This window comes from Kosakonia pseudosacchari (assembly GCF_900184035.1).
In the GTDB taxonomy this organism is placed as follows: domain Bacteria; phylum Pseudomonadota; class Gammaproteobacteria; order Enterobacterales; family Enterobacteriaceae; genus Kosakonia; species Kosakonia pseudosacchari.
In genome coordinates this window covers 304,203-322,890 of the sequence record NZ_FXWP01000025.1, presented here as the reverse complement: position 1 = coordinate 322,890, position 18,688 = coordinate 304,203, and the positions used below count along the sequence as shown (strand labels likewise).

Annotated in this window: 17 protein-coding genes; 8 read left to right on the top strand and 9 right to left on the bottom strand. The window is 52.7% G+C overall.

The annotated features are described in order from the left end of the window. The first annotated feature begins 41 nt into the window (after positions 1-41). The gene (locus tag BN2591_RS20095) at positions 42-968 is read left to right on the top strand and encodes a LysR family transcriptional regulator (protein ID WP_086873587.1); all 927 of its coding nucleotides are present in this window, start codon (positions 42-44) and stop codon (positions 966-968) included. Here the strand turns inward: BN2591_RS20095 and BN2591_RS20090 are convergent. Beyond that, positions 965-1,657 carry an aspartate/glutamate racemase gene (locus BN2591_RS20090; protein WP_086873586.1) on the bottom strand — a complete coding sequence of 231 codons (693 nt, stop codon included), beginning with the start codon at positions 1,655-1,657 and terminating at the stop codon, positions 965-967. The two genes, BN2591_RS20095 and BN2591_RS20090, sit on opposite strands and share 4 nt — an antisense overlap. Positions 1,658-1,826: 169 nt before the next feature. Here BN2591_RS20090 and BN2591_RS20085 point away from each other — a divergent pair, with 169 nt between their 5' ends. The 6 genes from BN2591_RS20085 to BN2591_RS20060 all read left to right on the top strand — a co-directional run bounded on the left by BN2591_RS20085 (position 1,827) and on the right by BN2591_RS20060 (position 8,210). After that, a complete protein-coding gene (locus BN2591_RS20085; RefSeq protein ID WP_086873585.1) occupies positions 1,827-2,153 on the top strand; it encodes a cupin domain-containing protein in 327 nt (108 codons plus the stop codon). A gap of 505 nt (positions 2,154-2,658) precedes the next feature. Beyond that, positions 2,659-3,549, top strand: coding sequence for a carbohydrate ABC transporter permease (locus tag BN2591_RS20080; RefSeq protein ID WP_025263850.1), 891 nt, complete (start codon positions 2,659-2,661; stop codon positions 3,547-3,549). Further along, positions 3,542-4,444, top strand: a complete 903-nt coding sequence (locus BN2591_RS20075) for a carbohydrate ABC transporter permease (protein WP_086873584.1) — start codon at positions 3,542-3,544, stop codon at positions 4,442-4,444. Before BN2591_RS20080 ends, BN2591_RS20075 begins: the two co-directional genes overlap by 8 nt. A gap of 12 nt (positions 4,445-4,456) precedes the next feature. Then, complete coding sequence (locus BN2591_RS20070; RefSeq protein ID WP_086873583.1) at positions 4,457-5,584, top strand: ABC transporter ATP-binding protein; 1,128 nt, start codon at positions 4,457-4,459, stop codon at positions 5,582-5,584. A gap of 139 nt (positions 5,585-5,723) precedes the next feature. Further along, entirely contained in the window at positions 5,724-7,013 is a 1,290-nt protein-coding gene (locus BN2591_RS20065) for an ABC transporter substrate-binding protein (protein WP_086873582.1), read from the top strand. Between the two features lie 66 nt (positions 7,014-7,079). After that, positions 7,080-8,210 carry an oligogalacturonate lyase family protein gene (locus BN2591_RS20060; protein ID WP_086873581.1) on the top strand — a complete coding sequence of 377 codons (1,131 nt, stop codon included), beginning with the start codon at positions 7,080-7,082 and terminating at the stop codon, positions 8,208-8,210. A 33-nt stretch (positions 8,211-8,243) separates the two neighbouring features. Here the strand turns inward: BN2591_RS20060 and araE are convergent, their stop codons facing one another. From araE to kduI, 3 genes are all read right to left on the bottom strand, one after another. Next, positions 8,244-9,662 (bottom strand): arabinose-proton symporter AraE, encoded by a 1,419-nt coding sequence (gene araE, locus BN2591_RS20055; RefSeq protein WP_086873580.1) that lies wholly within the window; start codon positions 9,660-9,662, stop codon positions 8,244-8,246. Positions 9,663-9,979: 317 nt separating this feature from the next. Next, on the bottom strand, positions 9,980-10,741 hold the full coding sequence (kduD, locus tag BN2591_RS20050; RefSeq protein ID WP_086873579.1) for a 2-dehydro-3-deoxy-D-gluconate 5-dehydrogenase KduD: 762 nt from the start codon (positions 10,739-10,741) through the stop codon (positions 9,980-9,982). A 60-nt stretch (positions 10,742-10,801) separates the two neighbouring features. Continuing rightward, positions 10,802-11,638, bottom strand: coding sequence for a 5-dehydro-4-deoxy-D-glucuronate isomerase (gene kduI, locus BN2591_RS20045; RefSeq protein ID WP_086873860.1), 837 nt, complete (start codon positions 11,636-11,638; stop codon positions 10,802-10,804). A 499-nt stretch (positions 11,639-12,137) separates the two neighbouring features. Between kduI and BN2591_RS20040 the strand changes: the two genes are divergently transcribed. Next, positions 12,138-13,313, top strand: a complete 1,176-nt coding sequence (locus tag BN2591_RS20040; protein WP_020455076.1) for an oligogalacturonate lyase family protein — start codon at positions 12,138-12,140, stop codon at positions 13,311-13,313. Between the two features lie 320 nt (positions 13,314-13,633). Here the strand turns inward: BN2591_RS20040 and BN2591_RS20035 are convergent, their stop codons facing one another. The 5 genes from BN2591_RS20035 to BN2591_RS20015 all read right to left on the bottom strand — a co-directional run bounded on the left by BN2591_RS20035 (position 13,634) and on the right by BN2591_RS20015 (position 18,643). Then, complete coding sequence (locus BN2591_RS20035) at positions 13,634-14,314, bottom strand: oligogalacturonate-specific porin KdgM family protein (RefSeq protein ID WP_086873578.1); 681 nt, start codon at positions 14,312-14,314, stop codon at positions 13,634-13,636. 475 nt (positions 14,315-14,789) lie between these two features. Continuing rightward, complete coding sequence (locus BN2591_RS20030; protein ID WP_086873577.1) at positions 14,790-15,971, bottom strand: acetyl-CoA C-acetyltransferase; 1,182 nt, start codon at positions 15,969-15,971, stop codon at positions 14,790-14,792. A gap of 157 nt (positions 15,972-16,128) precedes the next feature. Next, positions 16,129-16,941, bottom strand: coding sequence for a MetQ/NlpA family ABC transporter substrate-binding protein (locus BN2591_RS20025; RefSeq protein WP_025263848.1), 813 nt, complete (start codon positions 16,939-16,941; stop codon positions 16,129-16,131). An 18-nt stretch (positions 16,942-16,959) separates the two neighbouring features. Then, positions 16,960-17,628: a methionine ABC transporter permease gene (locus BN2591_RS20020; RefSeq protein WP_086873576.1), complete on the bottom strand. Its 669-nt coding sequence runs from the start codon at positions 17,626-17,628 to the stop codon at positions 16,960-16,962. Next, the gene (locus tag BN2591_RS20015) at positions 17,621-18,643 is read right to left on the bottom strand and encodes a methionine ABC transporter ATP-binding protein (RefSeq protein ID WP_086873575.1); all 1,023 of its coding nucleotides are present in this window, start codon (positions 18,641-18,643) and stop codon (positions 17,621-17,623) included. Before BN2591_RS20015 ends, BN2591_RS20020 begins: the two co-directional genes overlap by 8 nt. Positions 18,644-18,688: the final 45 nt, after the last annotated feature.

The window sequence follows — 18,688 nt, the reverse complement described above, 5'->3', positions numbered from 1 at the left end:
CAAAAATGATATGGATAACGTGACTAAACCGGATCTCACCCATGCCCGCTGCCAATCTGCGCCATATCGAAATCTTTCACGCCGTGATGACCACCGGCAATCTGACCGAGGCCGCCGCACTGCTGCATACCTCGCAACCAACGGTGAGCCGTGAGCTGGCGCGCTTTGAAAAAGTGCTGGGGCTGAAACTGTTCGAGCGCACGCGCGGGCGTTTACAGCCCACGGTGCAAGGCTTGCGATTATTCGAAGAGGTGCAGCGTTCCTGGTACGGGCTGGACCGGATTGTCAGCACCGCCGAAAGCCTGCGTGAATTCCGCCAGGGCGAACTGTCCATCGCCTGTCTGCCGGTGTTCTCTCAGTCTTTTCTACCATTGCTGCTGCAACCATTTCTGGCGCGCTACCCGGATGTCAGCCTGAATATCGTGCCGCAGGAGTCGCCATTGCTGGAGGAGTGGCTGTCGGCGCAGCGCCACGATCTGGGCTTAACCGAAACGCTCAGCACCCCGGCAGGCACCGAGCGCACGCCGCTGCTCACCTGTAATGAAGTCTGTGTCATGCCGCAGGATCACCCGCTGGCGCGCAAAGCGGTGTTAACGCCAGCAGATTTTCAGGGTGAGAATTACATCAGTTTGTCGCGCTCCGACAGTTACCGGCAGTTGCTGGATGCGCTGTTTAATGAACATCATGTGAAGCGGCGCATGGTGCTGGAAACGCACAGCGCCGCCTCGGTGTGCGCGATGGTCCGCGCCGGCGTGGGTATTTCGGTGGTTAACCCGCTCACCGCGCTGGATTACGCGGCCAGCGGCGTCGCAGTGCGTCGCTTCAGTATTGATGTGCCGTTTACGGTGAGCCTGATCCGTCCCCTGCATCGCCCTGCTTCCGCGCTGGTCGAGGCTTTTACCGCCCATTTACAGGCAGCCATACCGCTGGTTAGCGGGCCGCTGGCTGCCATGCTGGGCGAACACTAAGAGAGCATAAAATCCACCGCATCGGCGGCATGCAGCGCCGCCGTATCAAACACCTTAATCGGGCAATGGGTTTCTGGCAGCAGCAGGCCGATCTCGGTACAACCGAAAATCACCCCTTCCGCGCCTTCACCTGCCAGTTTTTTGATTAAATTGACAAAATAGTAGCGTGACTCATCGGTAAACGTCCCCAGACAGAGCTCACTAAAGATGATGTCGTTAATGCGTTCGCGATCTTCCGGGCCCGGTACAGAAGTTTCGATGCCAAACTGTTTTTCCAGGCGGCCACGGTAAAAATCCTGCTCCATGGTGTAGCGCGTACCCAGCAGCGCGACATTACGCATGCCCGCGTTTTCAATCGCCCGCCCGGTGGCGTCGGCAATATGCAGGAACGGAATATGGCAGCGCTCTTCTATTTGCCCGGCGACTTTGTGCATGGTGTTGGTACACAGCACAATCGCCTGCGCGCCCGCCTGTTCCAGCCCGGCGGCAGCCTGGGCTAAGATCTCACCGGCTTTGTGCCATTGCGCGGTGGCCTGGCAGGTCTCAATTTCATGGAAATCCAGGCTGTGCAGAAGCAAGCTGGCGGAGTGCAAGCCGCCGAGACGAGCTTTCACGCCCTCATTAATCAGGCGGTAATAAGGAACGGTTGATTCCCAGCTCATACCGCCCAGCAGTCCTATCGTTTTCATCGCTTGTCTCCGTCTGGTTTAGCGCTCAGTCAATCAAAGTTGTGATCGACTTTCAACTTCTCTGGCCTCGCGTTTATTTTTATAGAACGCTGAGATAAGTTATTTTAAAACAACGTTTCATCATTTACTCTATCGTAATCACTAACGATACCTACTACAGGACACTCCGATGTTTATCTTCCATAAAGACACTCAGCTTGAAGACCTGGGCAACGGCGTTAGCCGCCGTATTCTTGCCCATGACGGCAAAATGATGGCGGTCGAAGTTATGTTCGAACAAGGCGCCATCGGCCCAATGCACAACCATCCTCATGAACAACTTACGTACGTTTTATCCGGCGAGTTCGAATTTACCATTGGTGATGAGAAACATATCGTCACCGCAGGCGATACACTTTATAAGGAACCGCACATTATGCACGGATGTGTGTGTTTAAAGGCCGGAACGCTGCTCGACACCTTTACGCCAGTACGTGAAGATTTTTTAAAACGTTGATCGCGCCCTAAATTATTTAACGCCTCCCATAATTAGGGGGGCGTTTTATTTATAGCCCACTAAAAATAGTTCGCCGGATAATCGTTTAAATTCTCAATAATTTCATTTCACCCTATTTAACGCCTTAGGCTTTTACCTAAATCGTTGCGCTTATTAGCGATAAACCCGCTGTTTTTCGGCAAAAATGACACCCACCTCACTTTATTGAAACATCGTTTCGACTTCGATCACATTTCACGAATTAATCGAATGACGCCAATTCAAAACACAATAAAATATTTTAAAACGACGTTTCACAAACCGAGAACGCAAGTTCGCAGGATTTTAAAACCCGGAATATTGTGAGTAATTTCCGCTGGTTAAAGTTTCAAAACGCATTGATTCTATTGATTATTGTGATCAAGTGCACGCACAGAACCTGTTTTAACCCTCTGACGCCCATGCGGCGGGGGAAAAAAGTTACTCTCCGAATCCGTATTACACATTGTTCGCCAGGTAGGTATGTATGAATGAAAACAGACTACTGGGATTGGCCTGGATATCGCCCTACGTTATTGGGTTGATAGTCTTTACGGCTTTCCCATTCATCTCATCGTTCTTTCTCAGTTTTACTGAGTATGACCTGATGAGCCCGCCGGTATTTAATGGCATTGAGAATTATCGCTACATGTTTACCGAAGACACGCTCTTCTGGAAATCAATGGGCGTAACGTTCGCGTATGTATTTTTGACAATCCCGCTGAAGCTCGCTTTCGCGCTGGGGATTGCCTTTGTGCTCAACTTTAAACTTCGGGGCATCGGTTTTTTCCGTACGGCTTACTACATTCCATCCATCCTTGGTAGCTCCGTGGCGATCGCCGTACTGTGGCGCGCACTGTTCGCTATCGATGGCCTGCTGAACAGCTTTATCGGCGTGTTTGGTCTGGATCCAATTAACTGGCTCGGCGAACCGTCGCTGGCGCTGATGTCCGTCACCTTGCTGCGCGTCTGGCAGTTCGGCTCCGCGATGGTCATCTTCCTTGCCGCGCTGCAAAACGTACCGCAATCCCAGTACGAAGCAGCGATGATCGATGGTGCCAGCAAATGGCAGATGTTTATGAAAGTCACCGTGCCGCTGATTACGCCGGTTATTTTCTTCAACTTCATCATGCAGACCACCCAGGCGTTCCAGGAATTTACCGGCCCGTATGTCATTACCGGCGGCGGCCCGACCTACTACACCTATCTGTTCTCGCTCTACATCTACGACACCGCTTTCAAGTATTTCGACATGGGCTACGGTGCGGCGCTGGCCTGGGTTCTGTTCCTGGTCGTGGCGGTCTTTGCCTCCATCGCCTTTAAGTCTTCGAAATACTGGGTGTTCTACTCTGCCGATAAGGGAGGCAAAAATGGCTGATATCCAACATCTCACGCCGGGCATGAAAGAAGCCGAACGTGAAGTGGCGCGCACGCTGCGCCGCGAGAAAATCAGCGCATGGATCCGCTATACGATCCTGCTCTTTGTCGGCCTGTTAATGCTCTACCCGCTGGCGTGGATGTTCTCGGCGTCGTTCAAACCGAATCACGAGATCTTTACCACGCTGGGGCTGTGGCCAAACCACGCCACCTGGGACGGCTTTATCAACGGCTGGAAAACCGGCACGGAATACACCTTCGGTCACTACATGCTGAACACGTTTAAGTATGTGATCCCGAAAGTGATCCTGACCATTATCTCTTCAACGATTGTGGCTTACGGCTTTGCCCGCTTTGAGATCCCGTGGAAGAACTTCTGGTTCGGTACGCTTATCGCCACCATGCTGCTGCCAAGCACCGTGCTGCTGATCCCGCAATACCTGATGTTCCGTGAAATGGGCATGCTCAACAGCTATATGCCGCTGTATCTGCCAACGGCGTTCGCTACCCACGGTTTCTTCGTCTTTATGCTGATTCAGTTCTTACGCGGCGTGCCGCGCGACATGGAAGAAGCGGCGCAAATCGATGGCTGTAACTCCTGGCAGGTGCTGTGGTACGTGGTGGTGCCAATCCTGAAACCGGCGATTATCTCCGTGGCGCTGTTCCAGTTCATGTGGTCAATGAACGACTTTATCGGGCCGCTGATTTATGTCTACAGCGTGGATAAATACCCGATCGCACTGGCGCTGAAAATGTCCATCGACGTCACCGAAGGTGCGCCGTGGAACGAAATTCTGGCAATGGCGAGTATCTCCATTCTGCCGTCCATCATTGTCTTCTTCCTGGCACAGCGCTACTTCGTACAGGGCGTGACCAGCAGCGGAATTAAAGGTTAAGAGGGAAGTATCATGGCTGAAGTGATTTTCAACAAACTGGAAAAGGTTTACTCCAACGGCTTCAAAGCGGTACATGGTATCGACCTGAAAATTGCCGATGGCGAATTTATGGTGATTGTCGGCCCAAGTGGCTGCGCGAAATCCACCACCCTGCGCATGCTGGCAGGCCTTGAAACCATCAGCGGCGGCGAAGTGCGCATCGGCGAGAAGATCGTCAACAATCTTGCGCCAAAATCACGCGGTATTGCGATGGTGTTCCAGAACTACGCGCTCTACCCGCACATGACGGTGCGGGAAAACCTCGCGTTCGGCCTGAAGCTCAGCAAAATGCCGAAAGAAGAGATCAACAAACAGGTCGATGAAGCGGCGAAGATCCTTGAGCTCGAAGAGCTGATGGATCGCCTGCCGCGCCAGCTTTCCGGTGGTCAGGCCCAGCGTGTGGCGGTTGGCCGCGCAATTGTGAAAAAGCCGGATGTGTTCCTGTTTGACGAACCGCTGTCGAACCTGGACGCCAAACTGCGCGCCTCAATGCGTATCCGTATTTCCGACCTGCACAAGCAGTTGAAGAAATCCGGGAAACCGGCGACCACCGTCTACGTCACGCACGATCAGACCGAAGCAATGACCATGGGCGACCGCATCTGCGTGATGAAACTCGGCCATATCATGCAGGTTGATACCCCGGATAACCTCTACCACTTCCCGAAAAATATGTTCGTGGCGGGCTTTATCGGTGCGCCGGAGATGAACATCAAACCGGCGAAGATTGTGAAAAAAGCCGACCAGCTGCACATCACCGTCGGTCATGAAACGCTGGCGCTGAACGCTCGCCAGCAGGAGAAAGTCGCCGATTACGCCGATAAAGAGGTGTTCTTTGGCGTGCGTCCGGAGTTTGTCTCCGTTTCAGATGAGCCTTTTAGCGACGACTGCGGCGCCGGTGACCTGGTGCGCGTCGAGAACATGGGTCACGAGTTCTTTGTTTACCTGAAAGTTGGCGACTACGAACTGACCGCCCGAATTCCTTCTGATGAAGCTAAGCCAATGATTGCAAAGGGGCTTCACCGGAAGGTGTACTTTAAGTTTGATATGAATAAGTGTCATATTTTTGACGCGAAAACAGAACAGAACATTTCCTTATAACGACGAAATCATTCGCGATGCCCCGAGGTGGCAAGTCGGTGTATCCCGGCGCTTACAAAGCAAGTAGCCGGGAGACATCAACGCCACCACCGAAGGGGCACCTGAAGAGTGAAATTTAAACAAACGTTGGAGTATAAAAATGAAAAAAGTGCTTACCGGCGCCATCATCTCCGCAACTCTGGGCATGTGCGCTGTACCCGCAACCGCCGCTGATAATGTTGATCTGCGTATGTCCTGGTGGGGGGGCAACGGTCGTCATCAGGTCACCTTAAAAGCGCTGGAAGAGTTTCACAAACAGCATCCTGACATTACCGTTAAATCTGAATACACCGGTTGGGACGGTCACCTCTCCCGTCTGACCACGCAAATCGCAGGCGGCACCGAGCCGGACGTGATGCAGACTAACTGGAACTGGCTGCCGATTTTCTCCAAAAACGGCGAGGGTTTTTATGACCTCAACCAGGTCAAAGACATTATTGATTTAAGCCAGTTCGATGCCAAAGAGCTGCAATCCACCACCGTTGACGGCAAGCTGAACGGCATTCCGATCTCCGTCACCGCGCGCGTATTCTACTTCAACGACGAGCAGTGGAAAAAAGCGGGCGTCGCCTTCCCGAAAACCTGGGATGAGCTGTTAGCCGCGGGCAAAACCTTTGAAAGCAAGCTCGGCAAACAGTACTACCCGGTGGTGCTGGAGCACCAGGATACGCTGGCGCTGCTGAACTCCTACATGGTGCAGAAATACAACATTCCTGCCGTGGATGAGAAAGCGAAGAAATTCAGCTACACCAACGAGCAGTGGGTGGAATTCTTCCAGATGTATAAAAAACTGGTCGATAGCCACGTGATGCCGGACGCCAAATATTACGCGTCGTTCGGTAAGAGCAACATGTATGAAATGAAGCCGTGGATCGAAGGTGAATGGGCGGGTACTTACATGTGGAACTCCACCATCACCAAATACTCCGACAACCTGAAGCCGCCAGCTAAACTGGTGCTGGGTGACTACCCGATGCTGCCGGGCGCGAAAGACGCGGGTCTGTTCTTCAAACCGGCGCAGATGCTGTCGATTGGTAAATCCACCAAGCATCCGAAAGAGGCGGCCCAGGTGATCAACTTCCTGCTGAACAGCAAAGAGGGTGCAGAAACGCTGGGCCTGGAGCGCGGTGTGCCGCTGAGCAAAGCCGCGGTGCAAACACTGACCGCCAATGGTGCTATCAAAGAGGCCGATCCGGCGGTTGCGGGTCTGCGTCTGGCGCAGTCTCTGCCGACCAAACTTTCGGTATCGCCTTACTTTGACGATCCGCAGATTGTTGCCCAGTTCGGTACCGCAATTCAGTACATCGACTATGGCCAGAAATCCGTTGAAGAAACCGCAGCCGACTTCCAGCGTCAGGCTGAGCGTATTCTGAAACGCGCCATGCGCTAAGGTTTTACCGCAATGACATACCCTGCCCGTTTGCGGCAGGGTATTTTTTTATCTAAGGAGCAGGTAATGGCAAAGGGGAAAAACCTCTCTCTCACCTTCCGCAGCCAGAAAGACGACAAAACCGGGCATGAGGTTATCCGGCTGACGCCGCCGCATATTATTTGTCACCGTAACTACTTCTATCAGAAATGCTTTACCCGGGACGGCGGGAAACTGATTTTCGGCGGCGCGTTTGAAGGCCACTGGAATTACTACTTACTGGATCTCGCGAACCGCGAAGCGACACAGCTCACCGAAGGCGCGGGAGACAACACGTTTGGCGGTTTTTTGTCCGCCGATGACAGCGCGCTGTGGTATGTGAAAAACACCCGCGAACTGCGTCGCGTGGATTTGCATACGCTCGAAGAGCATATCGTCTACGAGGTTGACGATGAGTGGATGGCGTATGGCACCTGGGTCGCGAACTCCAGCTGTACCAAACTGGTCGGCATTGAAATTAAAAAAAGCGACTGGCGACCACTTACCGACTGGCAAAAATTCCGCGATTTCTACTTCACCAACCCCGAATGCCGCTTGATCCGCATTGATCTGCAAAGCGGTAAACGCGACACCCTGTTGCAGGAAAAACGCTGGCTGGGCCACCCGATCTATCGCCCCTTCGACGATCAGACCGTGGCGTTTTGCCACGAAGGCCCGCGCGATGTCATTGATGCACGCATGTGGCTGATTAATGAAGATGGTGGCAACCTGCGCAAAGTGCGCCAGCACAAGCCGGGAGAAAGTTTTACCCATGAATTTTGGGTGCCGGACGGATCCGCGCTCTATTACGTGGCGCACCAGGAAAACGATCCGCGCCGTTATCTCTACAGTGCGGATCCGAACACGCTGGAAAACCAGCAGTTGATGGCGATCCCGCCCTGCTCGCATCTGATGAGTAATCAAGACGGCAGCCTGGTGGTCGGCGACGGCGCGCCGCATCACACCGGCGACATCCACCTTAACGATCCGTTTATCTGGGTATTTGATATTCACAGCGGCGAACAGAAAGCGATTTGCCAGCATAACAGTAGCTGGAAAGTGCTGGATGGCGACCGCCAGGTCACGCACCCGCACCCCTCTTTCTCGCCAGATAACCAGTGGGTACTCTACACTTCCGATGCCGAAGGCATGCCCGCGCTCTACCTGGCGCGGGTGTAATTCTGCCCTCTCCCGCCGGGGAGAGGGCTATTGTTACACGCCGATATTACGCAGTTTTTCACCCGCCATCAGACGACGTTCAATATGTTCCAGCGTGACGTTTTTGGTTTCCGGGATCAGCCAGAAAGTGACACCGACAAACGCCAGATTAAGCGCAGTGTAGAGCCAGAACGTGCCTGCCGCGCCAATCGCGTCCAGCAACGTCAGGAAAGTCGCGCCAATAATCATGTTTGACACCCAGTTAGTGGTGGTGGAACAGGTGATGCCGAAATCGCGGCATTTCAGCGGCTGGATCTCGGAACACAAGATCCACACCACCGGCGCGGCGCTCATCGCATACCCGGCGATACAGATCATCGTCATGCCCACCGAAAGCCAGGATAACCCGCTCGACGCGGTGCCGTTATCAAACTGCATCAGGCAGTAACCAAGGATCAACGTGCCAATTGCCATCACGCTGAAACCAATTTTCAGCGCCGGTTTGCGCCCCGCTTTATCCACGGTAAACACCGCAATAAAGGTGGCAAACATAAAGGTCAGCCCCACCACCAGCGTGGCGATCATCTGCTGTTCCGTGGTGGTAAACCCGGCCATTTTAAAAATGCGTGGCGCGTAATACATGATGATATTCATGCCGGTGAACTGCTGCATCGCCTGCAATAACATGCCGAGGAAAACGGCGCGGCGCACATTGCGGTTAGCTTTAAACAGCTGGAAACCACCCTGTTTCAGTTTCAGGCTTTCGCGGATCTCATTCAGCTCTTCGCGCGCCTTTTCCGAGGTATCACGCAGCATACGCAGCACCTCTTCCGCTTCAATATGCCGCCCTTTTTGCGCCAGCCAGCGTGGGCTGTTGGGCAGGAACACCACCAGAACAATCAGTAATACCGCCGGCAGCGCCAGTACACCGAGCATTGCCCGCCAGTTGCCGCTGTAGCTAAACGCCGTGTCCGACAGGAACGCCAGCACAATGCCCAGCGTGACCATCAACTGGTACATGCTGATCATCTTACCGCGCACATTTTCGCTGGCCATTTCAGAGAGATACAGCGGCGCGGTATACGACGCAATGCCGACCGCAACCCCCAGCAGCACGCGGGAAAGCAGCAGCACTTCCACACTGGCGGCAAACGCGGAACCGAGCGAACCGGCGACAAATAACGCCGCGCCCGCCATTAAGCTGTATTTGCGCCCAAGGCGAAAAGAGAGCCAGCCGTTAAACAGCGCCCCCAGCGCCGCGCCCAGCATCATGCTGCTCACCACCCACTCCTGCAAACGGCTGGATAAGGTGAAATGGTCGGTGATAAACGGCAGCGCACCGGAAATCACCCCAATATCGAGACCAAACAACAGCCCGGCGACCGCGGCCGACACCGAGACAAACAGATTCATACGCCGGGTATCACGCAGCGCGCGTGGTAAAGCTACGGAATCATTACTGATAGAAGTCATTTTTTCCTGCCTACACAGAATAAGACGTCCTATGAAAGTAAGTCAGCGACGGGGCAAAGCGTCAGTGCTGAAAACGCGAAGATATGGATAAATGCGCTATGGCATGGTGTTTTGTGATGGAGTTTACAATTTTGAAAATATAGTTTAAGCACTAAACTAATTTTAACTTATTTATTTTTAAAGATTTTTAATCAATAGCCTGCGAATTAAGATAAAAGGATATGGATTTTTCTATTCACAAGATATGGACAATTAATACGCAGCGATAAAAAAACCTGCCCGCAGGCAGGTTTTTTATGCAGGCAATGCGAGGCGAATTAACGCGCCAGCCAGCCGCCGTCAACAGCAATGGTGTAGCCGTTGATGTAATCGGAGGCTTTCGAAGACAGGAACACCACCGGCCCCATCAGATCGCTCGGCAGCCCCCAGCGGCCTGCCGGGATGCGGTCGAGGATCTCGGCGCTACGCTGCTCGTCGGCACGCAACTGCTGGGTGTTGTTGGTCGCCATATAACCCGGCGCGATAGCGTTAACGTTGATGTTGTGTTTCGCCCATTCGTTCGCCAGCAGACGCGTGACGCCCATGACGCCGCTTTTGGACGCGGTGTAAGACGGTACGCGGATGCCGCCCTGGAAAGAGAGCATCGACGCGATGTTGATGATCTTGCCGCCATTACCCTGCGCGATGAAGTGTTTTGCCGCCGCCTGGGACATAAAGAACACGCTCTTGATGTTCAGGTTCATTACGTCGTCCCAGTCTTTCTCGCTGAAATTGATCGCGTCTTCGCGGCGGATCAAACCGGCGTTGTTCACCAGAATGTCGATTTTGCCAAACTCGGCGACCGCGCGCTCCAGCAGCGCCGGAATGCCGTCGATCTGACGCAGATCGGCCGTCAGGCTGAGAAAACGACGGCCCAGCGCGGTCACGCGCTCAATGGTTTCTGTTGGTTCAACAATGTTGATACCGACAATATCGCAGCCCGCTTCCGCCAGACCCAGCGCCATACCCTGGCCCAGACCGGTGTCACAACCGCTGACTACCGCAACCTTACCTTGAAGAGAAAATGCATCCAGAATCATGTTTATTCCTTAATCTATTAGCGCCTGTACCGGACAGGCATGGTTTTATGCTGCCCGCTATTAGCGCAGATCTTTTACAGCGACGTGATCCATGTCATCAAAGACCTGGTTCTCACCCACCATCCCCCAGATGAAGGTATACGCACGCGTACCCACGCCTGAATGGATTGACCAGCTGGGAGAAATGACCGCCTGCTCGTTATGCATCACAATGTGACGCGTCTCCTGCGGCTGCCCCATCATATGGAATACGCAGGCGTCTTCTTCCATATTGAAATAGAAGTACACTTCCATGCGGCGCTCATGGGTATGGCACGGCATCGTGTTCCACAGGTTGCCCGGCGCAAGCTCGGTCAGCCCCATGCTTAACTGGCAGGTTTCCAGCACGTCCGGTACGAAATATTTGTTGATGGTGCGACGGTTGCTGGTCAGCGGATCGCCAAGCGTCACTGGCGCCACATCGGCTGGCGTCACTTTTTTCGTTGGGAAGGAGGTGTGTGCGGGTGCGCAGTTGTAGTAAAACTTGGCTGGTTTCGCGCTATCGATGCTGGCAAAAACCACCTCTTTGGCGCCTTTTCCGACATATAACGCATCACGATGACCAATTTCATAACATTGACCGTCAACGGTAATGGTGCCCGGGCCGCCGATATTAATCACGCCCAGTTCGCGACGCTCAAGAAAATAGGTCACGCCCAGCTGTTTACCCACTTCGCCGCCAACAGAAACGGTTTTGTTTACCGGTTTAATACCGCCGACGATAATGCGATCGATATGGCTGTACACCATGGTGTATTCGTCATCAGCGAATACTTTTTCGACTAAAAACTCATTGCGCAGGCCCTGGGTATCCAGCGTTTTCGCATGCGCACTGTGGATGCTTTGTCTGACTTCCACAATAACCTCCGAAGTAAATTTTGACCGAAACGTCACTCAGTGGAACGCAGAAACAGTGTTCCGTTTCTTCATTACGCGCATCTTATCCCGGCTAAAACATGTTTTCAATCTTGAATAAAACAACGTTTCAATTTTTCTGCCATATATTATTAAATCTGTAAGTGTGATCACGATTGTTTGGCGTTGACAGCGCATCATCACCGGTTAGCCCTGGAGAATAATTTTAAATAAATCATATCAAACAATAAGTTAAGTCCGTCTTTGAGTTTTGACCGCCAATCGGCAGTTTTTGTGTTTAAAATCAAAGCCCCCAGCGCAAACGCTTTTTCACCTCGCGTTAATCCTGCTAGCAGCCGTTGTTTTCTTATAAAGTGCGTCAGCAATCACACATATTGAAACGTTGTTTTGATAAATTAACACTCTATTTTTAAACTTGTAATCATCTGTGGTCATCATTGGGGGCGCAACTTTCCCACCGGACCATCTAAAGGAGTGAAATATGGCGAAAGGCATGCGGGTAAAACTCAATTACGCAATCAGCCGCGATCCGGATACCGGCGCGGAAGTCACCCGCTTAACACCACCGGAAGTGACCTGCCACCGGAACTACTTCTATCAGAAGTGTTTTTTCAATGATGGCAGCCACCTGTTGTTTGCCGGTGAATTTGATGGCCACTGGAATTATTACCTGCTGGATATCGCGAAAGCCGAAGCCGTGCAGTTAACGGAAGGCGCGGGCGATAACACCTTTGGTGGTTTCCTCTCGCCGGATGACAGCGCTTTATATTATGTGAAGAACGATCGCACGCTGCGCGAAGTGAATTTGCAAACGCTCGCCGAGCGCGAAATTTATCGCGTACCGGACGAGTGGGTCGGCTACGGCACCTGGGTGGCGAACAGTGATTGCAGCAAACTGGTTGGGATTGAGATCGCCGCCAGCGACTGGACGCCGCTCAATGACTGGAAACTGTTCCACGATTTCTTCCATAAAGGCCCGCACTGCCGTCTTTTGCGCGTAGATCTGCAAAGTGGCGAGAGCAGCGTGATCCATGAAGAGAAGAACTGGCTGGGGCACCCGATCTATCGCCCGTTCGACGACAACACGGTGGCGTTTTGCCACGAAGGCCCACACGATCTGGTGGATGCGCGGATGTGGCTGGTCAATGAAGACGGCAGCCATGTACGCAAAGTAAAAGATCACGCCGAAGGCGAAAGCTGTACCCACGAATTCTGGGTGCCGAACGGCTCCGCGCTGGTGTACGTCTCTTACCTGAAAGGTAAACAGGGGCGCATGATTTACAGCTTCAACCCGGATACCGGCGTGAACGACGCGGTCATGCCGATGCCGGCGTGCTCTCACCTGATGAGCAACTTTGACGGCACATTGCTGGTTGGCGATGGTTCCGGCACGCCAGTAGATGTGAAAGATACCAGCGGTTACACCATTGATAACGATCCCTATTTGTATGTTTTCGATGTGGCGAAAAAAGCCTACTTCCGCGTGGCGCGCCACGATACTTCCTGGGCAACGGTTGCCAACAGCCGCCAGGTCACGCATCCGCATCCCTCGTTCACACCGGACGACAGTGCGATTCTGTTTAGTTCCGATAAAGACGGTAAGCCGGCGCTTTATATCGCGAAACTTCCTGAGCAACGCGTCATGTTGCAAGCGTAAACATTGAGTTAGTGTTTCTGTAACTGGCCTTGCCCTCCTCCTGGGGGGCTTTTTTTTGTGCCGTTCTTGCCCGTCATACTTTCAGCCACTGGTGTGTTAGCGGCCATACTCGCCCCAGTCACTTACTTCACGGAACTCGCTGCGTTGCCGCCTTCCTGTCACTCACATTATTCAGGGCGGACCTGAGCAAATGCAAAAGCACTGTCCAAAAGTCCAAAGAAGGTAAGCAACGAACCTGTAGCTAAAAGTCTGACGGGAAGAAATAAAAAAATCCCCGGGCAACGGCTCCGGGGATTTTGACTTGAGGGTAATGCAGACAATCAGAAAGAGTAAGCCACACCGAGGCGGAAACGGGTCTGGCGTTCGTCGGTATTTTTCACACCCACGTTGCCCACTTCCACATACGGGGACCAGTTTTTATCCAGTTTGTACGCAACTTTGGCGTTATATTCGTTGGAATAAGTTTTGTTGTTTTCACGAATAACATCTTCGGTGCTCTTCGCGTAAACATAGTTCAGCTCAATGCGGTAGTCGCCCATCGCCCAGCCTACCCAGGTATCAAATTTGTTGACCTTGTTATCAACGGTGCTTGAATCCGGGTTACGTGTGTATTCATAACGGTAACGGCCTGCAATATAAACGCCGTTATCAAAGCTGTATTGCGCGTGAAGATAGGGTTTATAGATGGAGTTGGTATCTTTACTTTCGATATTAAAGCCTGGTGTTAACGCAAAATTCTTGGTCGCAGCCCAGCGCCAGTTAATGGACTCTTCGTGGCCGTTACCCACGATTTCCGTTAACGGTTTGTCGGCCTCATCGCCGCCAGATTTCCATTTCGCTTCAACACCGAAACCTACGCCATTCTCAAAGCGGTGAGAAACCGCTACGCGATCGGCGTTGGAACCGCTGTCGATGTATTCGTGACGTAAATCCACGGTGACGGCTTGTGAAGCAAAGGAAGCGCCAAGGAGTGAAGCAAGAGCCAGAGTTTTCTTAAACATGAGATTACCTCAATAATTAAAATTATGTTCCATTTTTATGGAATTCTATTTTATTTTTTTGACAACTTTATTTTAGTGATCGTGATCGTAAATATTTGTATGGAGCGAAACTATGTATAACGGCGTGATGAATATCAATATATTTTCCCTTTACCGCCAGATTAATATGATAAAGATCACACCAATTTTCTATTAACGGTTAACTTACAAAGTTAAATACAAATAAAAAACACAAAGTAAAACAGAGATCTACAAAATAGATCAGCAAATAATAAGCAGGCTTATCGCTTACATTTCAAATTGTAACGGAGGGAATAATCGTAAATTTGACTTTTGCAGAAGTGTTTTTTAATTGCGTGGGATAATTATTAGTGCGAGGCATCGAAGTTTTAATTTAATTGAAACGACGGCTGAGGCGTTAGTCACAAACAATAAAGCCTTCCGGGTGGAAGGCTTTATTTAACTTAAAGTAAGATTAATCGCGTTCGATTGCCAGCGCCACGCCCTGGCCGCCGCCGATACATAACGTTGCCAGCCCTTTACGTGCATGACGTTTTTGCATTTCATGCACCAGCGAAACCAGAATACGGCAGCCGGACGCGCCAATCGGGTGGCCCAGCGCTATCGCCCCGCCGTTAACATTCACTCGCTTCTCATCCCATTCAAGAATTTTACCGACCGACAACGCCTGCGCGGCATAGGCTTCGTTCGCTTCAATCAGATCGACATCATCAAGCTGCCAGCCCGCGCGCTCAAGGCAACGGCGCATGGCATAAACCGGCGCAATGCCCATTAACGCCGGATCGACGCCAACACTGGCAAAGGCGCGGATACGCGCCAGCACCGGTAAATTCAGTTCCTGCGCTTTTGCTTCGCTCATTACCATCACCGCCGCTGCGCCGTCATTAATAGGTGAGGCGTTACCGGCAGTGACTGAGCCGCTTTGTTCAAACGCGGGCGCGAGCTTTGCCAGCGCTTCCGCGCTGGGGTCGGTGCGCGGTTGTTCATCTGTATCAATAACCTGCGTCTGACCTGCCGCATCCACCGCGCTTACCGGCACAATTTCATCACGAAAACGCCCGGAATCGATAGCGACACGCGCTTTATGCTGCGAGCTTAACGCCCATTCATCCTGACGCTCGCGGCTGATGCCATATTCACGCGCCAGATTTTCCGCCGTTACGCCCATATGATAATCGTTGAAGGCATCCCACAAACCGTCATGCACCAGGCTATCGATAAGCTGGCTGTTGCCGAGCTGCGCGCCGGTGCGGCTGTCGGTCAGCACATGCGGCGCACGGCTCATGTTCTCCTGCCCACCGGCGATCACCACATCGGCTTCGCCGCACTGGATCGCCTGCGAAGCCAGGTGCAAGGCTTTCAGCCCGGAGCCGCAGACATCATTAATAGTGATCGCTGAAACCGTATTCGGCAGGCCGCCTTTGATCGCCGACTGCCGCGCAGGATTTTGCCCGGCGCCCGCTGTCAGCACCTGGCCTAAAATCACCTCGTCGATATCTTGTGGCTGCACGCCGCTACGCTCAATCAACGCACGCACCACCTGGCTGCCCAACTCAACGGCAGAGAGGCGTGACAACGCGCCCTGAAAACAGCCGATAGGCGTGCGAACCGCGCCGACTATCACGACATCTTTCATCTCTACCCCCGCAGTTGGTCAACCCGGCAATAGTAGTGCATTGTTAATGAGTATTAACGCGATTGTTTAAAATTGGTGAGATTAGTCACAGCGAAAATCTAAGGCGGGAAATCAACAGCGAGCTGCGCGGCCAGCAAGACCGCGCAGAAGGGGAGAATCAGTTGTTAACCGGGATCACCGCGCCTTTATATTTGGTGCGGATCCAGTCCTGAATCTCTTTGGAGTGCAGCACGTTCACCAGCGCCACAATATCTTTTTTCTTCTCGTCACCACGATGAACGGTAATGATGTTGGCATACGGGTTGTTTTCACCGCTTTCCACCGCAATCGGATCGTGAACCGGATCCAGACCAGCATCAATCGCGTAGTTGGCGTTGATCACCACCGCATCGCCTTCATCGTTGTTATACATCTGCGGCAGCAGCGCTGCTTCGACGTTCGGCAGGAACTGCAGTTTTTTCGGGTTATCGACGATGTCATCGATACGCGCCGTCACTTTGTCGATGCCTGGTTTCAGCTTGATCACGCCCTCTTTTTCGAAGATAGAGAGAATGCGCCCCTCTTCAGATACCGCGTCACGCATGATGATTTTGCCGCCCTGCGGCAGATCTTTCAGCGATTTGTATTTTTTGGAGTAAATACCAATCGGCTCAATATGGATCGCGCCTGCGCTGACGAAATCATAGGTTTTATCGCCCGCGTGATCTTTGATAACGCTGTTCAGGTACGGAATGTGCTGGAAGTAGTTGGCATCCAGTTCACGGCTGGCCAGCGCCGTGTTCGGCAGGATGTAGTCCTGGAACGGTTTGATTTCCAGATCAATACCCTGTTTCGCCAGAATCGGTTTCGCCTGCTCAAGGATTTCGGCGTGTGGCACGTTAGACGCGCCCACGGTCAGCGTATCCGCCCAGGAGGAGAAGCTCAGCACGCTGAGGGTGGCTGCGGCAATCAGTGTCAGTGTTTTTTTCATGATGTTGGTTTCCAATAATTATCGTTTATCTAACAGAGAAGTAATCACGTCGCCGCAGAACTGGATGATGAAGACGATGATAAGAATGGTCACCGTCGCCATCAGCGTGACGTCGTTATGGTTCCGCTGGAATCCTTCCAGATAAGCAAGATTGCCCAACCCGCCAGCGCCGATAACCCCGGCCATGGCGCTGTAGCTCACCAGCGCAATCAGCGTCACGGTAATACCGGACACCAGCGCGGGTGATGATTCGGGCAGTAACACCCGAAATACCAGTGTGCTCAACCGCGCGCCCATCGAACGCGTCGCCTCAATCACCCCTTTATCCACTTCGCGCAGCGCAATCTCGACCAGACGCGCATAAAACGGCGCAGCACCGACGATAAGCGCGGGCAGCGCGGCGTTCGCGCCAAGAATGGTGCCAACGAGGGTTTTGGTAAACGGGATCAGCAGCACAATCAAAATGATGAACGGAATAGAACGGAAGACATTCACCACAATCGAAATCACGCTATACAGCGTACGGTTCTGGAACAGGCCGCCGCGAGCAGTCAAAAATAGCGCCAGACCGAGCACAATCCCCAGTACAAAAGTCGCCGCGCCCGACAGCGCTGTCATATACAGTGTCTCTTGCGTCGCCGCCCAGAGTTGCGCCCATTTCAGGTGCGGAAAGAGAGATTCAGCCATGTGTCACGACCTCGCTTTCAATATCCGTTTTGCTCAGATCAGCCAGGATATTGTTCAGTTGTTCCGGGGTCGCCTTCACGTTCACCCATAATTGTCCAAAGACGCCGTGCGCGGTTTGCGACATCTTGCCGTGCAAAATGTTAAACGGCAGACCATAGCGCAGCGTCAGCTCACCGACGATCGGCTGGTGCGTGCTGTGTCCGGTAAACGTCAGCTTGATCACCGTACCGTCCAGATCGCTGTTCAGCTCCGGGTTGAACGCCTCTTCTTCTTTATACTGACTCACCTGGCGCACAAACTGTTTGGTGATCGGCTGCTGCGGATGGGTAAAGACGCTCAGCACATCGCCCTCCTCCACCACTTTGCCGTTCTCCATCACCGCCACGCGATCGCAAATCTTGCGTACCACATGCATTTCATGGGTGATGAGCACAATGGTCAGTTTGAAACGGCGATTAATATCGAGCAGCAGATCGAGGATCTGATCGGTAGTCTGCGGATCCAGCGCCGAGGTCGCTTCATCGCACAGCAGCACATCCGGGTTATTCGCCAGCGCGCGGGCAATGCCCACACGCTGCTTCTGCCCGCCGCTCAGTTGCGACGGGTAAGCCTTTTCGCGCCCTTTCAGCCCCACCAGCTCAATCAGTTCCGCCACGCGGGCGTTAATCTGCGCTTTTGGCGCACCGGCAATTTGCATCGAAAACGCGATGTTCTCGCTCACCGTACGCGACCACAATAAATTGAAGTGCTGAAAGACCATGCTGATCTTCAGCCGCGCCTGGCGCAGCGCTTCTCCGCGCGCGGCGGCGATGTCCTGGCCATTAATCACCACGCTGCCGGAAGTGGGTTTTTCCAGTCCGTTCAGCAAGCGAATCAGCGTACTTTTCCCGGCGCCGCTGTAGCCAATAATGCCGTAAATCTGCCCCTGCTCAACCGTCAGATTGACGCTGTCGACGGCGGTAATCGATGCCTTTCCCTGGTCGAAAATCTTGGAGATATTCCTGAGGACGATCATTCGTTGCTGTTTCCGTTTGGCAGTTTAGCGGTATGGATGTCCAGA

Bases quoted from the DNA above. Each gene is read 5' to 3' on its own strand.
- BN2591_RS20095 (WP_086873587.1), top strand. From the start codon at position 42: ATGCCCGCTGCCAATCTGCGCCATATCGAAATCTTTCACGCCGTGATG.
- BN2591_RS20090 (WP_086873586.1), bottom strand. From the start codon at position 1,657: ATGAAAACGATAGGACTGCTGGGCGGTATGAGCTGGGAATCAACCGTT.
- BN2591_RS20085 (WP_086873585.1), top strand. From the start codon at position 1,827: ATGTTTATCTTCCATAAAGACACTCAGCTTGAAGACCTGGGCAACGGC.
- BN2591_RS20080 (WP_025263850.1), top strand. From the start codon at position 2,659: ATGAATGAAAACAGACTACTGGGATTGGCCTGGATATCGCCCTACGTT.
- BN2591_RS20075 (WP_086873584.1), top strand. From the start codon at position 3,542: ATGGCTGATATCCAACATCTCACGCCGGGCATGAAAGAAGCCGAACGT.
- BN2591_RS20070 (WP_086873583.1), top strand. From the start codon at position 4,457: ATGGCTGAAGTGATTTTCAACAAACTGGAAAAGGTTTACTCCAACGGC.
- BN2591_RS20065 (WP_086873582.1), top strand. From the start codon at position 5,724: ATGAAAAAAGTGCTTACCGGCGCCATCATCTCCGCAACTCTGGGCATG.
- BN2591_RS20060 (WP_086873581.1), top strand. From the start codon at position 7,080: ATGGCAAAGGGGAAAAACCTCTCTCTCACCTTCCGCAGCCAGAAAGAC.
- araE (WP_086873580.1), bottom strand. From the start codon at position 9,662: ATGACTTCTATCAGTAATGATTCCGTAGCTTTACCACGCGCGCTGCGT.
- kduD (WP_086873579.1), bottom strand. From the start codon at position 10,741: ATGATTCTGGATGCATTTTCTCTTCAAGGTAAGGTTGCGGTAGTCAGC.
- BN2591_RS20040 (WP_020455076.1), top strand. From the start codon at position 12,138: ATGGCGAAAGGCATGCGGGTAAAACTCAATTACGCAATCAGCCGCGAT.
- BN2591_RS20035 (WP_086873578.1), bottom strand. From the start codon at position 14,314: ATGTTTAAGAAAACTCTGGCTCTTGCTTCACTCCTTGGCGCTTCCTTT.
- BN2591_RS20030 (WP_086873577.1), bottom strand. From the start codon at position 15,971: ATGAAAGATGTCGTGATAGTCGGCGCGGTTCGCACGCCTATCGGCTGT.
- BN2591_RS20025 (WP_025263848.1), bottom strand. From the start codon at position 16,941: ATGAAAAAAACACTGACACTGATTGCCGCAGCCACCCTCAGCGTGCTG.
- BN2591_RS20020 (WP_086873576.1), bottom strand. From the start codon at position 17,628: ATGGCTGAATCTCTCTTTCCGCACCTGAAATGGGCGCAACTCTGGGCG.
- BN2591_RS20015 (WP_086873575.1), bottom strand. From the start codon at position 18,643: ATGATCGTCCTCAGGAATATCTCCAAGATTTTCGACCAGGGAAAGGCA.